Annotated in this window: 17 protein-coding genes and 1 tRNA gene; 9 read left to right on the forward strand and 9 right to left on the reverse strand. The window is 58.4% G+C overall.

What is annotated here, in order from left to right; all coding sequences use genetic code 11:
- Positions 1–137: 137 nt before the first annotated feature.
- The 4 genes from NHH88_24365 to NHH88_24380 form a co-directional block, all read right to left on the reverse strand.
- Positions 138–1,124 (reverse strand): hydroxymethylglutaryl-CoA lyase, encoded by a 987-nt coding sequence (locus NHH88_24365; protein USX12795.1) that lies wholly within the window; start codon positions 1,122–1,124, stop codon positions 138–140.
- Positions 1,121–2,332, reverse strand: a complete 1,212-nt coding sequence (locus NHH88_24370; GenBank protein ID USX12796.1) for a CoA transferase — start codon at positions 2,330–2,332, stop codon at positions 1,121–1,123. The genes NHH88_24365 and NHH88_24370 overlap by 4 nt, the downstream gene beginning before the upstream one ends.
- 51 nt (positions 2,333–2,383) lie before the next feature.
- Positions 2,384–3,712, reverse strand: coding sequence for an MFS transporter (locus NHH88_24375; GenBank protein USX17417.1), 1,329 nt, complete (start codon positions 3,710–3,712; stop codon positions 2,384–2,386).
- Positions 3,713–3,931: 219 nt separating this feature from the next.
- On the reverse strand, positions 3,932–4,837 hold the full coding sequence (locus NHH88_24380) for a LysR substrate-binding domain-containing protein (GenBank protein ID USX12797.1): 906 nt from the start codon (positions 4,835–4,837) through the stop codon (positions 3,932–3,934).
- 256 nt (positions 4,838–5,093) lie between these two features.
- On the opposite strand from NHH88_24380, the gene NHH88_24385 reads away from it, so the two are divergent.
- The 7 genes from NHH88_24385 (at position 5,094) to NHH88_24415 (ending at position 11,087) form a co-directional block, all read left to right on the forward strand.
- A complete protein-coding gene (locus tag NHH88_24385; protein ID USX12798.1) occupies positions 5,094–5,336 on the forward strand; it encodes a hypothetical protein in 243 nt (80 codons plus the stop codon).
- Positions 5,337–5,655: 319 nt separating this feature from the next.
- Entirely contained in the window at positions 5,656–6,207 is a 552-nt protein-coding gene (locus NHH88_24390) for a PAAR domain-containing protein (GenBank protein ID USX12799.1), read from the forward strand.
- Complete coding sequence (locus NHH88_24395) at positions 6,200–6,841, forward strand: hypothetical protein (protein ID USX12800.1); 642 nt, start codon at positions 6,200–6,202, stop codon at positions 6,839–6,841. Before NHH88_24390 ends, NHH88_24395 begins: the two co-directional genes overlap by 8 nt.
- Positions 6,838–7,359 carry a hypothetical protein gene (locus NHH88_24400; protein ID USX12801.1) on the forward strand — a complete coding sequence of 174 codons (522 nt, stop codon included), beginning with the start codon at positions 6,838–6,840 and terminating at the stop codon, positions 7,357–7,359. The genes NHH88_24395 and NHH88_24400 overlap by 4 nt, the downstream gene beginning before the upstream one ends.
- A 302-nt stretch (positions 7,360–7,661) precedes the next feature.
- Positions 7,662–8,969, forward strand: coding sequence for a hypothetical protein (locus NHH88_24405; GenBank protein ID USX12802.1), 1,308 nt, complete (start codon positions 7,662–7,664; stop codon positions 8,967–8,969).
- A gap of 339 nt (positions 8,970–9,308) precedes the next feature.
- Entirely contained in the window at positions 9,309–10,247 is a 939-nt protein-coding gene (locus NHH88_24410) for a DUF4062 domain-containing protein (GenBank protein ID USX12803.1), read from the forward strand.
- A 225-nt stretch (positions 10,248–10,472) separates the two neighbouring features.
- On the forward strand, positions 10,473–11,087 hold the full coding sequence (locus tag NHH88_24415; protein ID USX12804.1) for a hypothetical protein: 615 nt from the start codon (positions 10,473–10,475) through the stop codon (positions 11,085–11,087).
- Positions 11,088–11,272: 185 nt separating this feature from the next.
- Here the strand turns inward: NHH88_24415 and NHH88_24420 are convergent.
- The 5 genes from NHH88_24420 to NHH88_24440 form a co-directional block, all read right to left on the reverse strand.
- A tRNA-Ser gene (locus NHH88_24420) sits at positions 11,273–11,362 on the reverse strand.
- A gap of 165 nt (positions 11,363–11,527) precedes the next feature.
- Positions 11,528–13,612, reverse strand: a complete 2,085-nt coding sequence (locus NHH88_24425; protein USX12805.1) for an EAL domain-containing protein — start codon at positions 13,610–13,612, stop codon at positions 11,528–11,530.
- Positions 13,613–13,615: 3 nt separating this feature from the next.
- Positions 13,616–14,782 (reverse strand): HDOD domain-containing protein, encoded by a 1,167-nt coding sequence (locus NHH88_24430; GenBank protein USX12806.1) that lies wholly within the window; start codon positions 14,780–14,782, stop codon positions 13,616–13,618.
- A gap of 276 nt (positions 14,783–15,058) precedes the next feature.
- Positions 15,059–15,676 (reverse strand): response regulator transcription factor, encoded by a 618-nt coding sequence (locus tag NHH88_24435; protein USX12807.1) that lies wholly within the window; start codon positions 15,674–15,676, stop codon positions 15,059–15,061.
- 61 nt (positions 15,677–15,737) lie between these two features.
- Positions 15,738–17,099, reverse strand: a complete 1,362-nt coding sequence (locus NHH88_24440; GenBank protein ID USX12808.1) for a cache domain-containing protein — start codon at positions 17,097–17,099, stop codon at positions 15,738–15,740.
- Positions 17,100–17,316: 217 nt separating this feature from the next.
- On the opposite strand from NHH88_24440, the gene NHH88_24445 reads away from it, so the two are divergent.
- Both NHH88_24445 and NHH88_24450 read left to right on the forward strand, forming a co-directional pair.
- On the forward strand, positions 17,317–19,401 hold the full coding sequence (locus NHH88_24445; GenBank protein ID USX12809.1) for a carbon starvation protein A: 2,085 nt from the start codon (positions 17,317–17,319) through the stop codon (positions 19,399–19,401).
- Entirely contained in the window at positions 19,401–19,601 is a 201-nt protein-coding gene (locus NHH88_24450) for a YbdD/YjiX family protein (protein ID USX17418.1), read from the forward strand. Before NHH88_24445 ends, NHH88_24450 begins: the two co-directional genes overlap by 1 nt.
- Positions 19,602–19,712 lie beyond the last annotated feature (111 nt).

A 19,712-nucleotide genomic window follows, 5' to 3' on the forward strand; every position in this document is an offset into this window, starting at 1 on the left:
ACTGAGACAGGCAGCAACGCCGCCTGTCCGTCACGAAAGATGGTGCCATCACCGGCCGCTTGTGGCACTGTCCCGCCTTGCGCAGGACAGTCTGAATTGATCACCGGCCCTCACCCGTGCGTACCGCGATCGCCGCGTTACACGCTCCCGCACCCCCTCTCATGCGCGCGTAGTTTTATCATCTCGAAATCCTTCGGTGGTGGGTGCAGATCGAGCCGACTCCCTGCCTTGATAACCTGGCTTGGGGTATTGTGACCGATCAGCCCGGGCAAGCGTTTCGAGACGGCGATCAGCGCCTGAAGATCGATACCGGTGTCATATTCCATCAGCTGCAAGGCATGAACGATATCTTCCGTGCACACATTACCCGAGGCGCCAGGCGCATACGGGCAGCCACCGATACCGCCCAGCGAGGCGTCGAACCGGTCCGCACCAGCGTCAATTCCGGCCAGCACATTTGCCAACCCCATGCCACGGGTATTATGGAAATGCAGGCTGAGCGCAATATCAGGCCATGTGGCACGGAAGCGCCGGGTGAGCGATGCCACCTGGCTTGGGTAAGCCATGCCGGTTGTGTCGCACAAGGTGATACCTTTGGCGCCGGCCTCGTCTACGAAGCGCGCGCACCAGTCCATCACCACGTCCTCGGGCACGTCTCCCTCGATCGGGCAACCAAAAGCACAGGAGAGCGAAATATTGACGGCCGATGAGGCTGTTCTGGCGAGGCCGGCGACTTCGCTCAACGCCGCAAACGACTGTTCCCGCGTCATCCGAAGATTCGACAGGTTGTGGCTTTCGCTGGCCGACATAACGAGATTGAGTTCATCGGCGCCGCTTTCAATGGCGCGCTCCGCGCCGCGAACGTTTGGCACCAGCGCGCTGTAAATCACGCCTGGAACCCGCTCGATTCCCTGCATCACCTGCTGTGCGTCGCCCAGTGCCGGAATGGCTTTCGGTGACACGAACGCGGTGACTTCGATCTTGGCCACCCCGGTGCGGGAAAGGCAATTGACCAGTGCGATTTTCTCATCCGTGGGTACGAACACCGCTTCCGCTTGCAAACCGTCGCGCGTGCCCACTTCCTGCATGTAGATGCGGCGCCCTGCGCCGTTCCAGGCACTCATGCCACCACTCCTTTGCCGCGCAAGACGGCGACATCCTGCTCAGTTAATCCAAGTTCCCGGAGTACACCGTCGGTGTCCTCGCCGAGACGCGGCGCCGCCGAGCGCACGGTTCCCGGCGTGCCCAGCAACTTGGGAACGATGCCCGGAACCTCCAACTCATACCCCTCGCGCGTCGTTTGGGAAAGGATCATATCGCGGGCCCGGTAATGCGGATCTTCGGCGATATCCTTAGCGTCGTAGACTTTGCCCGCCGGGACGCCTGCCCGCCCGAGGACGGCGAGCACATCGGCGACCAAGCGCGTTGCAGTCCAGGCACCAATGGCGGCATCGAGTTCGGCGACCCGCGCGACACGGCCGGCGTTGTTTGCCAGCGCCGGGTCGTCCGCCAGGTCGGCGCGGCCTATTTCGTGCATCAGACGCTTGAAGATGCTGTCGCCGTTACCGGCGATGAGCACAAAGCCATCGCTGCAGCGATAGGCGTTCGAGGGCGCAATGCCAGGCAGCGCACTGCCGGCCGCTTCACGCGCCAAGCCGAAGGCACTGTATTCGGGAATCAGGCTCTCCATCACGTTGAACACGGCTTCATGCAAGGCCACATCGATCACTTGGCCCATGCCGCCATTGACCTTGCGATGGTAGAGCGCGGTGAGGATGCCGATGGTGCCGTGCAGCGCCGCAAGGGTGTCGCCAATCGAGATGCCGCAGCGTACCGGAACCCGATCCGGTTCCCCCGTCAGGTGGCGCAGCCCGCCGAGAGCTTCCCCAATGGCGCCGAAGCCCGGCAAATCGCGGTAGGGGCCGGTCTGGCCGTAGCCGGAAATGCGCAGCATGACAAGTCCCGGATTGAGCGCGGACAATGCTTCCCAGTCCATCCCCCACGCCTCCAGCGTACCGGGCCGGAAATTCTCGATCAGCACATCGGCTTCAGCAATCAACTTGCGCGCGATGTCCTGGCCTTCGGCGCTGCGCAGGTCAAGCGCAATCGAACGTTTGTTACGCGATTGGACCTGCCACCATACCGAAGTGCCCTCCTTGATCATGCGCCAGTTACGCAGCGGATCGCCAGCGCCAGGCGCCTCGATCTTGATCACGTCGGCGCCAAATTCCCCCAGCGTCTTGCCGGCAAACGGGCCGGCGATCAGTTGACCCATTTCAATCACGCGAACCCCTCGCAACGCACCCGCAGGGATAGCTAGTTCTTTATTCATGACAGACCTTTCATCCTATTTTTGAAAAGACGCCGCAGCGCCCGCAGCGACTCAGGCGGCGCGCCGGTCCAGCGGCGCTTCCTTTTCACGCAGTTTTTCGGGCAACGCGAACATCAACACGGCGACGCAGGCAAGACACAGGCAGCCGATGACGTACAAGGCGGGCGTGGTACTGCCAGTGACGTCCTTGATCCGGCCCACAAGCACCGGGCTGACAATGCCGCCCAGCTGGCCAAGGGTATTGATCAATGCGATACCGCCCGCCGCGCCGACGCCCGTCACGATTTTGGGCGGCAGTGCCCAAAACGCAGGGATCGACGCAATCACACCCGCCCCCATAACGGCCAGCGAGACAATCAACAAGCCAGTGTGCTTGTCGAAGATGCCGGCGCTGAAAAACCCGCCTGCCGCGAGCAGCATCAGGCCCATGACAAATTTGCGCCGCTCGCCGGAGCCGTCCGACAGGCGGCCGACCACCACCATGGTGACCGCACCGCAGAGATACGGGATCGCCGTCAGAAAGCCGATAGTCGTCGGATTGGTGATGCCAGATGTACGAATCAGATGCGGCGCCCAAAAATTGAGTCCGTAGGAACTCATCTGAATCAGGAAGTACACCAGGCCCAGGGTCAAAAACCCCGGGGTTTTCAACGCGCCGAGCAATGAATGGCCATGGCCGCCGATCGAGCGGTTCTGTTCGGCGATGCGCGCCGACAGCACTGCCTGCTCTTCACGGGTAAGCCAGCCGGCATCTTCGATCCGGTCCTTCAACACCTTGAAGACTAGATAGCCAAGAAACACGCATGGAATGCCGCCCACCAGGAACAACCAGTGCCAGCCGCGCAGGGTCAGCAAACCGTCCATATGCGACAGCACCAGCCCTGCGGCGGGCGCCCCAAGCAACCCGGCAAAAGCCGATGCCAAAAACAGGGTCGACGTGATGCGGCCGCGGTAAGCGGTTGGAAACCAGAGCGTCAGGTAATACAGCACGCCCGGCGCAAAGCCCGCCTCCATCGCGCCGATCAGGAAGCGCAATACATAAAATTGCCACTCGGCGTCGACAAACGCCATCAGTGCGGTGGCGATCCCCCACGACACCATGATCCGGGCAATCCAGCGCCTGGCCCCAACCTTGTAGAGCATGAGGTTGCTGGGCACCTCAAACAGGACATAGCCGACCACGAACAGGCCGGCGCCGAAACCGTAAGCGGTATCGCTCAGCCCGAGATCGGTTTGCAGTGCGAACTTGGCAAAGCTGACGTTGATGCGATCGAAAAAGGCGAACAGGTAGCAAACCATGATGAGCGGCATGATGTGCCAGGCCACCTTGCGCACGATGCGCGCCTCCTCGATCGTCGAGGCTGGAACGGTTGATCCCATGGGAATAGATGATGACTTCGACATGCGTGTCTCCTGCTGATGAAATGTCTTAGCGAACGCACCTGTATGTCCAGGTATCGGCGCCACGTTGTGACATGCGCTCTTCACGGCGCATAGGGGCATTCTGTTCCCCTTTTTTTGTTCGTAGAAGCCAAAAGGAAAGAAGCCAGCTTTCGCGAACCGCGAAAGCTGGCCGGGGCAAGCGAATGCCGAGGGGGGTTATGGAGGCGTGGTCGCCTGCGCCAGATGGTCGAGCAGCAGCCGCACGTGGCGTGAAACGGCCTTGGGATTGCGCAGGCCAATCAGCAAACTGCGCTCGGCCCAGGGATCGGTTAACGCAATTTGCCGCAGATTGAGCGACCCGATCAGCTCTTTGACGGCTTCGGCCGGCAACACCGCGATGCCCATCCCGGCTGCGACCATTTTGCACATCGCATCAAAGCTGCGCACCCGGATGCGCAGCTTGAGTTTGCGTCCAAGTGCCTCGGTTTCCTCTTGCAGTCGCTGCGCAAGGGAGGTGCCTTCGGAAAGGCTGACGAAGTCGTACTCCAGAACTTCGTTGAAACTGAGCGACGGCTGGTTGGCCAAGACGTGGCCCTGGGGCACGACGAGCACCAGGCGGTCCTTTTTGTAATCGACCTGGTGTAAACCAAACGCTGGCGTCCGGTCCGCAAAAATACCAAGGTCGGCCCGGCCATCGATGACTGCCATCACGATTTCGCTGCTGTCTTTCTCTTCGAATTCGATCCTGATTCCAGGATTGGCGGATGTAAAAGCCGCAAGGTCGTGGGGTAAAAACTGCGTCACGGCCGACGTATTCGCCCACAAGCGCACGACGCCGACCAGGCCGGAGGCGTAATCCGACAGATCGGCCGCCAATGAGTCGACATCACGCAATATGAGCTGGGCATGGCGATAGAGCGCCTGTCCGGCAGCGGTCAGAACAACGCCCCGTGAATGTCGTTCAAGCAGGGCCGTCCCGGTCATCGCCTCGAGGTCGGAAATGCGTTTGCTTGCCGCGCCAATGGCAAGGTTGGCCAGCGCGCCACCTTTGCTAATGCTGCCAGTGCGCGCAACGAGGGAAAACAAGGAAAGGGAGACCAGGTCGAGGCGGTGGAGGTTCATAGCGTATCGACTTCTTTCGCCGACAGCGCCATGTGATTGGAATTTGCGCCGGTCATTTGTACCAAAAGGTTGAGAGACCTCCCGATAATAAGCGAAATCAATCACTGATGGTGGACTGCGGACGCGAAGAGCAATCCATCGCGGCTGACAAGATTTACTTTGGCTGGCTTTTGGGTATGGGTTGACGCGCAACCGGTGCAGGCGGCGCTGGCTGCGCATCTCCGACGATCGGCGCCGGTTGCGACAATGCGGCTGCGTGCACCTACTGGACTGTGTTGTTGAGGACGAAAGTCATGATTGTGATGGTCACTGCGGCAACGCCAATAGCGGTGCCCACAATGCACTTAATCATGTCGGCGAAGCCCTTTTGCATTTCGGTACGAAGCTCGGCGAACTCGGCATCGACTCAGGCGAAATGGGCGTCGACCCGGGCGAAGTGAGCATCAATTCTTGCGAAATGGGCATCAATCCAAGAGGAAGAGCTTTCCATCGATCTTAACTTCCAGAGTCACGAGATGACCTTCCATCCTGATTTCAGCGGTATCGAACCTTGCAACGTTTACTTCTTTGCTGATGGTGGCGTCCATATGCCATCATCAGGCGGTTCGACGCGCTTGTCAAACCTCCCACCCTTCTTCCAACCGATGCCGCGAAAGCTGTGAGTTGGAATTAATGCCCCACCCAACAACAGCGTCGTATTGCGAACACAGCGCGGTTTCACTACTACGTTTTAACAAGTAGTACTGAGGCAGATCAATCCCTAGCCGTTCGCGCCACCTATGCTGTTTAGTCTCAATCCAATATTGTAGGAAACAGGCATGCGCCGCTACCACATCACGTTGGGGGCCTCGACCACGGCAGGAGGCAAGGTGACTTCGGCCAGCAGCCACGGCAGCATAAACGGCGTCCGAATTGCGCTGGAAGGTGACACGATCACATGCCCCGCATGTAAGGCAACAGGAAAAATCGCATGCATCCCACCTCGGATCCCGGAGAGTTGGAATGGTAAGCAAGTTGCCCTTGAAGACGACCTTTGCATTTGTGGCTGCGCACCTCCACCCAAACTAAAGCCAAGTCAGAGCCTGAAGTGCCAGGTAATAGACAACGTCACTCCTGCCGTTATGTCCACACATGAGCAGTCGGCGGTTTCCGTAGGTGACGATCATGAGGTTATAGAACAGTTCTTCTCGCTGCTGGACGAGCGCGGCCTTGCGGTAGAGGGGTTTCGGTATGACCTCTACGTGAATGGCACGATCCATGCGAAAGCTTCTGGGTATGAGAGCGGAAATACCATAGCCGTTCTTGGAGACAGCGCCAACCTGTCACTGGTCACCTGGTTTAACATCGACGGGGCCAGCCGCCATGGTTGAAGCAACCAAAAAGAAACTGCCGCCTCTCGATGCCGAGGTGAGATTGCTTGCTGCGATCACGTTCGGCGAATCGTCCACTCAAAATAATGCAGACGAGATGTTTGCGCTAGCAAGCGTATTGGTTCGCCAGCGCGACGCGCGCGGCTACAAAGAAATCTCCAGTTTTGCAGCGAAGGAAAAAACGTTCGCTTTCGCCGCCATCGATGGCAATCCTCGATTTGCAAAACTGATGAAATCGTCGGAACAGGAAATCGAGAAGCATCCCGGCATGAAGGCTGCGGTTGCGGCTGCTGTCAACGCCTTGAATGGCGGCGAAGACAAATCCAACGGCGCATACTTCTGGGACGGCGCGGATATCAAAACAAATTACGCGGGGCACTTCAAGGTGAGGGGCGGTATCAAGTTCACAGAGCCGTCTCACAACATCTACGGCATCCCAGAGTCCAGCAAAATCAAAATCATATACAAGACCACCAAGATCAGAGATCGCACGACTGGGAAGATCTCGAAGGTGACCGAAGAAGTCGGACGGTACGATCACCAGTACGATTCGACGGCGGCGCACGGGGGCACTATATTCTGGAAATTGAATCCGGAGTTTCTGAAGGTTACAAAAGGATGGGAGTACAAATGAAACGCTTATGCTTGCTGCTTTTGAGTGGCCTCATTGCCTTCAATGTGCACGCCAAGACGCCTTCCAAAATGGTCATCCTTAGTTGCCTTGCAGCGCAGGCAATGTCTCCTTCAGTGAAGTGGCGACCGATCGCAACTGACAAGATCTACACAGAAGAAGATTACAAGGACGGCTTCGACGCTACCTACTACGTCATCTCTGACGGAAAGCAGGTTGGCTACGCGGAGCGCGGGGAGGAGAAAGCGATCATTTACGGTGACCACATCTTCCCAATTGTGCAGGCTCGTATGCTTCCAGGCTTTAATGTGCCCCCTACAAAACTAAACCCATTCTCCGCAGACTGGGCAACTGTCGACGACAAAAGCGGGAGCTATCTATGCGTCAGCTTCCCGTTTGGCGTCCTTGGACAAAGCGGTAGTTTCCAGAATTATCGTAGCGCCTACCTAATTGCTGTCGATGACAATAAGGGTCGACCAGGGCTGTTTTCCGCCACAGGATCCATATTTGGCGCAGAATAGAGCCATAACTAGCTACACGACGTCGGCTGACTTGTGGCGATACATGTACATTTGAAGATGATTGGCTGCTTAACCTGCGCATTAGAAACCATCGTACGTCAACGAATAAACGCAACTCACGCTTTTTAGCTAAACCATTCTCCGAACCTGCTCAGCTTGTTCTTGTGTGCGGGAGCAGGCCCGGTTAATTTCATCCCATGGTCTATTTCCACACAATTTTTCAAATGCCACGCTGTCTCTGGCGTCAAGACTACAATGGTTGCCAGCGTAGCATTGAATCCAAACATTGAATCGAAAGCACGATGGATACCCCAGACTTAGAAGTTGACGCCTACTTGGCCCATGGAATGGAGAACAAAATCCTTTGCGACGTTCGGATTTGGTTTCCCCAGTTACCGTCCGATGACGCGCGAATTGAGGTCGTGGCGATAGGGGTAGACGCAGACACAGCGCACCCGGAGGGATTGGCCCAACTGAAAAGCGTAGAGGCTTCAGAAGACGCACTTTGTCGCTTCGAGGCTCATGAGGTGCTGGTGCGGCAAAGTAGCTATCGCGGCCACCGGCTCGCCGGTGGAACACGTCTGACGATCGGACATGTTGGCAGATTAATTGAACGCAGCCTGCCTATGTCCGAAAAGGTCGGACCGCAGATTCGGAATCATGTCCAGTTCACATTGAGCGATCTTGATTATGCAATCCGTGCTGAAAATTCCACCGTTAAATATACAGGGGATCGAAGGGTCTTCAAAGAAGACCCGCGACTGTTACGCGTCCTCGAAGGCGATGTTTCGGTGGAATTTTCCCTAGAGCGGCATTGGGCTTGGCGGAAGAATGAGAAGGACTTTATTTCCGCAACAAGCACCCCGGTACTCAACCTCCAGCGCCCTGACCGATTGCGCAAGATTCCGACCGAGCAGTTAGTAAGGCTGGCCGACGACGCTTGTCTGTTCCTTTCGCTTGCCGGGCGCCACCGTGTTGTAGTGCATGGATCTGTCGTCGGAATCGGCGCACACGTTGAGCGTGAGTGGCGAAATCCACTCAAAAGGAACCGCGCGGTGCACATGGAAGGTGCTGAAGGGCTGTTAGTCAGCGAAGACGAAGTGGAAAATTATTTCCGCGCGATAGCAGATAACTGGAAGGTGATGCAACCCGGCGAAAAAAATGCACTACGTTCCGCCGTATTTTCAATACACCCGCTGATGGAGACCACGATCGAGGCGCGCTTCGTTGCTATGTTTTTTGCTCTCGAGGGGCTTGCGAAATTGTGGGGAGGCGGCGACGGAACTTTAAGATCCAAGTTAGAACGATTACTAGCGCGCTTCCCTGCAGCCTACGGCATGATTTGGCCACTTTTTGATACCCCAGACTTGGTCGGTCTTGTCAGCATTAGAAATCACCTAGCGCACGGTCGAATACTGGCTGGAGAAGGCGGCGGCGCAGTTGTACTGGCAAACGACCATATGCAGGTATGGCTCGAGCGATTTGTTCTCGGAATTCTCGGCTATCACCCACTAAACACTTCTCGAGATTGGTTACAGAATCAAATGCGCTCCCAGAACAGCGAAGTTTTACAGCATCGAGCAGATCTTTGGAGAGTGATAAAGGGATGAGAGGCGGACGGTACTCCACACAGCTACCGTCAACAGTGGCGGCAAAGATGAATATTCGAACGAGTACGATAAACTGGACAGTCGCGAGAGTTGAGCCCACACGGCACTGATCGGTACCAGCTAAACCACAGCCAGGACGCCGCATAAATGCTAACATGGCTGGATCGCTGGTAAAAATAGTTCCTCAAACATTCTTCCAAAAAAATATTCAATGGGTCGAGTAGCTGCTGGCGCGGACGTTAGCAGACGAAAAATGTTACTATCAGAACAACACCCTTTCGACCAGTCAAAAGATTCTGTTCATTTCGACAATCAACTATCAAGTAAAATTACATAAAAATGAATAAGAAATTTCAAGTATTTATCTCATCTACTTTTGACGACCTCAAGCTGGAACGGCAAGCAGCTGTCGAGGCCATCTTAAAATGCCACCACATCCCAGCAGGGATGGAGTTATTTAGTGCCGGCAATGAATCCCAGCTTGAAGTTATTAAGAGATGGATTGATGAGTCAGACATTTACATACTCATACTCGGTGGGAGATACGGAACTATTGAAAAAAAAACTGGACTGAGCTACACCGAGATAGAATTTGATTATGCAGTAGAAAATGGAAAACCAATGTTTTCGGTAGTACTTTCAGAAGAAAGTATAGAAGAAAAAGTGAAAAAACACGGTTCTGAGATGATTGAACGCAATGAGCCGAGAAAATTAGAATTATTCCGAAAAAAAGTATTGAGCCGCATGTGCAATATAGCTAATGATTGCAAGGACATCAGGTTGGGAATTATGCAATCCATTCCAGATTTAGTGTGGCAAAATGACCTTATCGGATGGGTGCGAGGTGACGCTATTTCAAAACCAGCAAAGACCATTGAAAAAACGAGCTCTTCCAAAAATGAGATGAAATTTTTATTGACTAAGGCGACACCAAACTTTGAACTCCCTATTTCACTAACCGATATCAGAAATATAATATTCGATTTCAACAATCCTGTTGACCGATCCACCGCTTGTTTTATCGGAATTTTCAACCCCCATGAAAATAGCTTTTATCAGCTAGATAGTTCTGGCGGCATTCGTTATGCCAATGGAAATAAACAATTAATTTATCGAATGTCTGACCCTGTATTTAATATTTTATCGCAATATGCCAACATTAACGACGGACTGTATAGTTACGAGATCCATATTGGTCGCAGCCATCCCGACACCCTAATCAAAGACGAATCTGGTAACACATTGCCGCAAACCATTATTCCAATCTTTATAAAGTAATTTACATCCGACTCCCAGCTGTCCAACGCTATTATGCGCTGCACCGCTTAGAAAAAACTCACCGCAGTCCTAAGGCTATGCTGAGAACGGAATCCTGGCCAAGTTTGCGCCAAACCTTATGTTAACCCGATATTCGGTATATATTTTTAATTGAAATAAGGCTAGGCGTCAACCGGTGGGCAGTCGCTAAAGATGTCGTCGCCCCCTTTCATCGAATGCAAATAAATGAGCAAAAATAAAGATCGAAATATTCTTGAAGCTGCGGCAGAGGTTGTGGAAGCAGGATTCGACCAACTAATTACAAACCCACTGCTAAAAGACATTCCTTTTGTAGGTACTGCCCTGAAATTGGCAAAGGGCAGCTACGACCTGCGAGCACGAATTTTTCAAGCAAAATTGGAAAAATTCTTGGCTGAGCCGAGTCTGCGTAGCTCTAGGGATGCACGGCTAATTCGTGCAAGACTAAACAACGACAACCAAGCTCAGGACATAGGCGCCACCCTCTTCTTGATAATCGAAAAAGTTACGGATATGAAAAAACCGGAGCTTCTAGCTAAGATCTTTGCAGCGTATTTGGATGAAAAAATCGACGCGCCGATTTTTTTTATGCTAGGCCATGCGATCGACCAAAGCCATCTAATTGACTTGCAAATTTTTCTAGAGTTAGTTGCGAGACCCGAAGAGAGTTCCTGGCAACAACGACTAACCTCATCAGGATTAATGACCAGCCTTGTTGTCACCGTCGGTGGCGCACACAGCTACAATGCCTATAGTGTTGCTGCTTTGGGACAACAGTTTGCTGATGCAGTCAAATACGCAGATCAAATCACAGGCTCGTGAAATAACCAAGCGCCGTCAATCACGCAAGAATATTTCCCCTTCCACCCACTCACATTGGAATTACCTGATCGCACGATGTAATTACGAGTTACTTTATGCACGCCGGACGGGGCAAGGCCGTCACGGCGAAGAAAATTCCGCCCGACAATAAAAAAACCGGCATATAGCCGGTTTTTCTTATTTCTTGGCGGAAGCGGTGAGATTCGAACTCACGAACGGCTCACACCGTCGGCAGTTTTCAAGACTGCTGCCTTCAACCACTCGGCCACGCTTCCTATGGCGCAGCATTATACAGAATTCAACCCGTTGATGGGTAATCGCGCTTCGCTGGTCGAAAATGAGGCCTTGGCGGCTCATGGCCGATTACGGCGTCCCGCCTAATCCGCCCTACGTTACATCCGTGACACTCGGCGCACTGGGCACATGCGGTCAGAAGCGCATCAGGCGGCTCTGCTGGCCTGCCCAGGCGTCCAGTTCTCGCGCAGCGCCAGCTCGAAGGCCGCCGCCTCCAGCGGCTGCGAGAACAGATACCCCTGCACCTCGTCACAGCCCGAATTCTTCAAAAACGCCAGCTGCTCCACCGTCTCCACGCCCTCGGCGATCACCTTGTGCTTCAACTGCTGCGCGATGCTGATGATCGTATTCGCAATCGCGCAATCGTTCGCGTCGCTCGGTATGCCGATCGTGAACGACCGGTCAATCTTCAACGTGTCGATCGGGAACCGCTTCAGATACGACAAGCTCGAATACCCTGTCCCGAAGTCATCCAGCGACAACGTCACGCCCAGCGCCGTGATCCGGTCCATGATGCCGATCACGCGGTCGATGTTGTGCATCAGCGTGCTTTCGGTGATCTCCAGCTCCAGCCACGACGGCTCCAGCCCGTACCGGTTCAGCGTATCCATCACCCGCCCCGGCAGCGACGCGGTGAACTCGCGCGCCGATACGTTGACCGCCAGCCGTATCGGCGGCAATCCTGCGTCCTTCCACTGCTTGGCCTGCGAACAGGCCGCCTCCAGCACCCACTCGCCCACCTGCACCACCAGCCCGGTCGCCTCGGCCAGCGGGATGAACTCGACCGGCGGCACCAGGCCGCGCTCCGGATGGCGCCAGCGCACCAGCGCTTCGGCGCCGATGATCTTGCCGGTGTCGATGGAGAACTTGGGCTGGTAGTGCAGCAGCAGCTCGCCGTTGCCGAGCGCGTAGCGCAGCCCGGTTTCGATGCGCATGCGCTCCTGCATGCCCTGATTCATGTCCTGGCTGTAAAAGGCGACGTGGTCGCCGTTGACGCCGCCCTCCTGCTTGGCGCGGTACATGGCGATGTCGGCCAGCCGCAGCAGGGTTTCGGCGTCGTCGCCGTCCTGTGGATAGACGCTGATGCCGATGCTACCGCCCACCCGTAAATCGTGGCCGTCGATCATGATCGGGCTGTTGAGCGTGGCCAGCAGCTTTTGCGCGACCATGCTCGCTTCGAAGTGCTGGCCGAGATCGAACAGGCCGATGGCGAATTCGTCTCCGCCCAGCCGCGCCACCAGGTCCTGGTCGCGCAGCACCGTGCGGAAGCGGCGCGCCACTTCGCACAGCAATTCGTCGCCGACTTTGCGCCCGAGCGTGTCGTTGATCATCTTGAAGCGGTTGAGGTCGATGAACAGGACGCAGCCTTGCGCCTTGCCGCGCTGCGCGACCATCAAGGCCTGGTCCACCAGCTTGGTCAGCAAGGTGCGGTTCGGCAGGTTGGTGAGCGCGTCGTAGTACGCGAGGTGGTGGATGCGCTCTTCGGCCAGCTTGCGCTCGGTGATGTCGGTGAGGTAGGCGATCAGCCCCATCGAGCGCTTGTTGAGGTCGCACAGCGGCGACAGCGAGAGGCTGGCCCAGAACACCTCGCCCGATTTTTTCTTGCGCCGCACTTCCATCAGGCGTCCGCCCTGCTCCAGGAACGGGTCGTGGGCGTCGATGTCTTCATCGTCGTACAGGAACAGGATGTTGCGCCCCACCGCTTCCACCGAGGTGTAGCCGAACAGTCGCTCCGCGCCCTTGTTCCAGCTGAGGATGAAGCCGTTCATGTCCATCGTGACCACCGATTCGTGGATATGGTCGAGGATCTGCGCCTGGTGCTGCAATTGCGATTCGACCTGCACGTAGGCGTGGGTGCTGCGCTGCGCCAGCGAGTGCACTTGCAGCACGCTGCCGGCCAGCGTGGCGAGGCTGGCCAGGTGCTGGCGGTCGGCCTCGCTGTAGCCGAGCCGGCCGGAGACGATGAAGCGGCCGAAATAACGGTCCTCGAACCAGATGTCCTGCGTCAGGCTGGGGACGGCGGCGTCGTTGGCGGCCAGGATTTCTTCCACCGGCGGCGGCACCAGCAGCGAGACGGCGTCGGCCGGCATGTATTCGCCCAGCGGGCTGTTGGTGACGCTGCGGACGATGCGTCCCAGTTCCTCGGCCATGGCGCTGCCGCGCAGGCGCAGCACGGCGTCGCAGACGGCGGCGCTGTGGTTGAGGAAGTCGGAGACGGGATGGTCGGCCATGGCTTATAGATTCCTGCTGACCTGGATGGCCCAGTGGTAGGCCTGCAGCTGCGCTTGCCAGTAGGTGTCGGCGTCGATGCCGGCCTTGTCGAGCGCGTCGCGGTCGTGGTGTTCGACCAGGCTGAGCAATTCACCCAGCGGCCCGCCCCGGTCCAGCAGCGCCATGACGACATCCAGATCCAGGCTGAGCGCGGCGACAATTTCCGTCATCGACATGCCCAGCAGCACGTCGAGCAGCGAGAACACGCCGGCGACGAAGGCCATGTCCTGCTGGTCGCGGTCCCAGCCGAGCGACTTGCTGAGCGCTTCCATATGGGCCGCGCGCACCGCCGCCAGCGGCAGCAGCGGATTGGCCAGGCCGTCGTCCTGCTGTCGCGCGTAGAGCAGCAATTGCAGCCAGCGTTGCAGCTGGCGCCGCCCCAGCACGTTGATGGCCTGGCCGAAGCTGTGGATCGGCGAACTGAGCGCGAAGGCGGCCGAGTTGACCAGTTTTAACAGGTGGTAGGACAGCGCCGGGTCTTGCTTGAGCAGCACTTCGAGCTCGCGCGAGTCGGCGTCGCGCGCCAGCATGCCGAGCAGCGCCAGCAGGCGCTTGCGCGAGGTGCCGTCGCCGGCGTGCTCTTGCGACGGATGCAGCGCGTAGTCGCCGCTGAACCAGTGGAAGCCGGCCTGCGCGCATTCGGCGATGCGCAGCTCGCTGTGCATGCCGGCGGCCAGGTGCGGGCCGGGCTGGCCGATGAGCGCGAGCACCGGCGGCAGCTTGGTCGAGGCGTCAACCATCAACGCCGTGGCGCCGCACATGGTGGCGGTCGAGCCGGCGGTGAGACCTTCGATCATGATGCGATAGCCGGCCTCGGCGATGGAGGCGAGTTTCTTTTGCACCGGCACGTCCGCGCACGGCGCGGCCGGCACGCGCAGGATGACGCGGCTGGACGGCAGGGTCGATAGTTGCGACAGTTCCAGCGACGCCGGATCGGGCACCGGCACGATGCAGTCGAGCGGGGCCAGCGCGGCGAAGACGTCGGGGGTTCTGAACAAGGTCAGCGTGGACTGGAAGGCGTCGCCCGCGTCGGCGGACAATTCGAAAGTCAGTGCCACCCACTCGTTGCGAGCGTTGGACACCGCTTGGAATTCCACGAGGGGGAACGGGCTAGTATCTGGCGCGGACATCAATTTCTCATCGAGGGTTGTACGCGCAGCGATCGTTCGACTATGACGGTGCAAACCAGTGCCATGGGGCAGTAGAGTAATTTGCAATATGACCAGTATAGGAACAACTGACTGCACACAAAAACATTTTTCTTTTTACACAATTGCAATTTTCTAAGCAGTTAGAATATATCAGATATTGCCGGACAAACACGAAATATTAGAAATTGCTCAACAGTATTACAGCTTCGACGCGATTTTGTTGCATCCAAACAAAGAATCATGGTGAAAGTTATGTCATTGCGCGTGTTGCACCGCAAAACGGATCAATTCGGCCTGCCCTTCGATACCTAGCTTGCGCTTGATGTTGAGCCGGTGCGTCTCGACGGTGCGCACGCTGAGGTCGAGCGCGCGGGCGATCTGCTTGTTCGATTCGCCGTTGGCGATGTGGCGCAACACCTCGTGCTCGCGCGAGGTCAACTGGTTGTCCTGGTTCTGTGGCTGCGCCAGCTGGCGCGCCAGCGCGGCGCTGTAATAAATGCCGCCGGACATGACGGTCTCGATGGCGACGACGATGTCCTTGCCGGGCGCGTCCTTGAGGACGTAGCCGCGCGCGCCGGCCTGGATCGCCTGCGACACGTATTCGAGCTTGTCGTGCATCGACAGGATCAGCACCGCGATGCGGGGGAACGCCTGCTTGAACTGGGCGGTCGCCTCGATGCCGTTGGTGCCGCGCATATTGATATCCATGAGCACCAGGTCGACCGTGCACTGGCCCGCCTGCTCCAGCGCCTCGGCCGCGCCGCCCGCCTCGGCCACGACCTCGAACTGCGGCATCGCCTCCAGCCGCGCGCGCAGGCCGTCCCGCACCAGGGGGTGGTCGTCGACCAGCAGAATTTTGATTGTAGAGGTCATGGCGTTCCCGGTACTATTTTGATGCTGCGATGATTCATATTAGCCCTTGTGCTGGCTTTGTTCAGCTATTGTTGGCGGCGTAGGCGGTCAACACCGTGCCGTCCGACGAGGAGACGATCTCGAACCGGCCGCCGATGGCGTCCATCCGCTCCATCATATTGCGCAATCCGATGCCATGCTTGGGATGCAGCGCGATGCCTTCGGCGTCGAAGCCGACGCCGTCGTCGCTGATGCGCAAGTTCACGCCCTTGCCGTCGCCGGTCAGGGCGATCTCGATGGCGCTGGCGCCGGCGTGGCGCTCGATATTGGTCAGCGCCTCCTGCGCGATGCGGAACAGCACCGTGTTGGCGACATCGGCCAAGCCGTCGGTGATGCCGCCGGCTTCGAAGCGCACCGGCGTACCGCTGCTGAGCGTGTATTCCTGCCCGAGGTGGTGCAGCGCCGCCGCCAACCCCAGGTCGTCGAGGATGGCCGGGCGCAGGTTGTGCGAAATGCGCCGCACCTCGCCCATCACATTGCTCAGTTGCCCGGCCGCGTGCTCGAACACCGCGTGCGCGGCCTGCCGCTGCTCCGGCTTGTCCGACGACAGCCTGATCATCCCCGCCTCGATCTGCAGCTTGATCGACACCAGCCACTGGCTGATACCGTCGTGCAAGTCGCGCGAGAGCCGCGCCCGCTCCTCCTCCTGCGATTCCACCACCCGCTGGGCCAGCACTTTGAGCTTGGCGTCGGCGACGCGGAATTCGCTGATGTTGAGCGCCAGCCCGGTGCTGGCCACCGTCACCGAGGCGGCGATGGCGATGGCGGCGATCCACAGCATGGTGTTGTGGATGTTGCCCGATTGCTGGATGTCGATCTTGGCCAGCGCGCGGTCGACATCGTCGAGATAAATGCCGGTGCCCATCATCCAGCCCCAGTTCGGCATCGCGATCACATAGCCGAGCTTGGCGACCGGCTTGCGGGTCGACGGTTTGATCCACATGTAGCGCTCCAGCCCGCCGCCGGCGCGCGCGCGCTGCAGCAGGTTCTGGATCGTCGGCCGGCCCAGCGCGTCGCGCAGCTCGAACAGGTTGCGGCCCACCAGCTCCGGCTGGCGCGGATGCATCAGGGTATTGCCGTTCATGTCGTACAGAAAGAAATAACCATCGTCGCCGTAGCTCAGCGACGACAGGATGCGCTTGGCCTCCTCCAGGGTCGCCGGATCGTTGCGGCCGGAATTGTACAGGTGCGAGATCGAATGCGAGGCCAGCGCGACGTAGTGCTTGAGCTCGGCCTCCTTGCTACTGAGATACGCTTGCTGGATGGTGTCGCGCTGCTGCTGGGCCAGCAACACCGACTGGTGGCGCACCGCCAGCGCGATCGCGCACAGCGCCAGAATCAGCGGCGTGATGGCCAGGAATATGACTTTTTGCCGCAACTTCATGAGAGACCGCCCATCCAATTATCCAAATTTTCCAGTTTCCGCGATTTTACGCCCCCGCGCGTCCCCGGCCGTACGTAGTACTACCTAACGCGACTGCGTAGTGCTGCGCTTGCGCCGATTATCAGCTTCGTGAATACTCGCCATAAGCTGCCACGATGCCGGATTAACAAGGCCAAGGCAGCACTAGACGAAGTGCAAGAACTACCTTGGAGGAAGCATGAATACACTACCCACTAGAACACCCCAGACCCTGGCCAGCAAGCTCGGCTGGGCGGCGCTGGCCCTGTGCGGCGCCGCCGCCCTGGGCGTGGTGGCCCTCAAGCGCGGCGAGTCCGTCAGCGCGATCTGGATCGTCATCGCCGCCGTGTGCGTCTATCTGATCGCCTACCGCTACTACAGCCTGTACATCGCCGACAAGGTGCTGGGGCTCGACGACAAACGCATGACGCCGGCCGCCAAGATGAACGATGGCCTCGACTACGTGCCGACGAATAAATACGTGCTGTTCGGCCACCACTTCGCCGCCATCGCCGGCGCCGGTCCGCTGGTCGGGCCGGTGCTGGCCGCGCAGATGGGCTATCTGCCGGGCATGCTGTGGATTCTGGCCGGCGTGGTGTTCGCCGGCGCCGTGCAGGACTTCATCGTGCTGTTCATCTCGATGCGCCGCGACGGCCGCTCGCTGGGCGACCTGATCAAATCGGAGCTGGGCCAAATCCCCGGCATGATCGCGCTCTTGGGCACCTTCATGATCATGGTCATCATCCTGGCGGTGCTGGCGCTGATCGTGGTCAAGGCGCTGACCGGCTCGCCGTGGGGCAGCTTCACCGTCATGATGACGATCCCGATCGCGCTGTTCATGGGCGTGTATTCGCGCTATATCCGCGTCGGCCGCATCGGCGAGGTGTCGATCATCGGCTTCGTGCTGTTGATGGCGGCCATCTTCGGCGGCCAGTACGTGCAGGAAAATCCGGCGCTGGCGCCGATGTTCAACTACACCGGCACCGAGCTGACCTGGATGCTGATCGGCTACGGCTTCGTCGCCTCGGTGCTGCCGGTGTGGCTGCTGCTGGCGCCGCGCGACTACCTGTCGACCTTCCTGAAAATCGGCACCATCGTCGGCCTGGCGCTGGGCATCCTGTTCGTCGCGCCTTACCTGAAAATGCCGGCGATCACGAAATTTATCGACGGCACCGGCCCGGTCTGGTCGGGTTCGATGTTCCCGTTCCTGTTCATCACCATCGCCTGCGGCGCCGTGTCCGGCTTCCACGCGCTGATCTCGTCGGGCACCACGCCCAAGATGATCGAGAATGAAAGCCACGCCCGCTTCATCGGCTACGGCGCCATGCTAATGGAATCGTTCGTCGCCATCATGGCGCTGGTGGCCGCCTCGACCATCGAGCCCGGCATCTACTTCGCCATGAACTCTCCCGCCGCGCTGATCGGCACCACGGCCGAGTCCGCCGCTGCGGCGATCTCGCAGTGGGGCTTCTATGTCACGCCGGAAATGCTGACCCAGACCGCCAAGGATGTCGGCGAGCACAGCATCATCTCGCGCGCCGGCGGCGCCCCGACCCTGGCGGTCGGCATGGCCCACATCCTGTCGAACGTGATCGGCGGCCAGGCCATGATGGCCTTCTGGTACCACTTCGCCATCCTGTTCGAGGCGCTGTTCATCCTGACCGCCGTCGACGCCGGCACCCGCGCCGGCCGCTTCATGCTGCAGGATCTGCTGGGCGCCTTCGTGCCTTCGATGAAAAAGACCGAGAACGTGTTCGCCAACCTGACCGCGACCGCGCTGTGCGTGGCGGCCTGGGGCTACTTCCTGTACCAGGGCGTGGTCGATCCGCTGGGCGGCATCAACACCTTGTGGCCGCTGTTCGGCATCGCCAACCAGATGCTGGCGGCGATCGCGCTGATGCTGGGCACCTGCGTGCTGTTCAAGATGAAGCGCGGCAAGTTCGCCTGGGTCACCATCGTGCCGACCATCTGGCTGCTGCTGTGCACCCTGACGGCCGGCTGGCAGAAGATCTTCCATGCCGATCCGAAAATCGGTTTCCTGGCGCACGCGTCCAAGTACCAGGGCGCGCTCGACGAGGGCAAGCTGCTGGCACCGGCCAAGTCGGTGGCGCAGATGCACCAGATCGTGTTCAACGATTACCTCGACGCGTCGCTGGCCGGCTTCTTCGTCATCGTCGTGCTCAGCGTGCTGGTGTTCGGCATCCGCACCGTGATGGTGGCGCGCGCCAACAGCAAGCCGACCGCCATGGAAAGCCCGATGGTGCTGGCGCCCAAGGTGCAATGATGTTGGGCGACATCGCCAAGGCGGGCCGCTATCTCGGGCAGAGCATGCGCCTGATGATGGGCCTGCCGGACTACGACACCTATGTCAGCCATCGGGAGGCCACCCATCCCGATGAGCCGATGATGACGTACGAGGAGTTCTTCCGCGAACGTCAGGAGGCGCGCTACGGCGGCGCCGGCAAGCGCGGCGGTTGTTGCTGATGTGCTGAGAGGGCCGGTTCTTTTGAACCGGCTTTTTTTTCGCCTGCAGCCAACCCGCACTGCCACCCGGGGTCGTACCCCTTGGGGTACGACCCCCAAGCGGCGAAGCTG

This window comes from Oxalobacteraceae bacterium OTU3CAMAD1, from assembly GCA_024123915.1.
Taxonomy (GTDB): Bacteria; Pseudomonadota; Gammaproteobacteria; order Burkholderiales; family Burkholderiaceae_D; genus Rugamonas.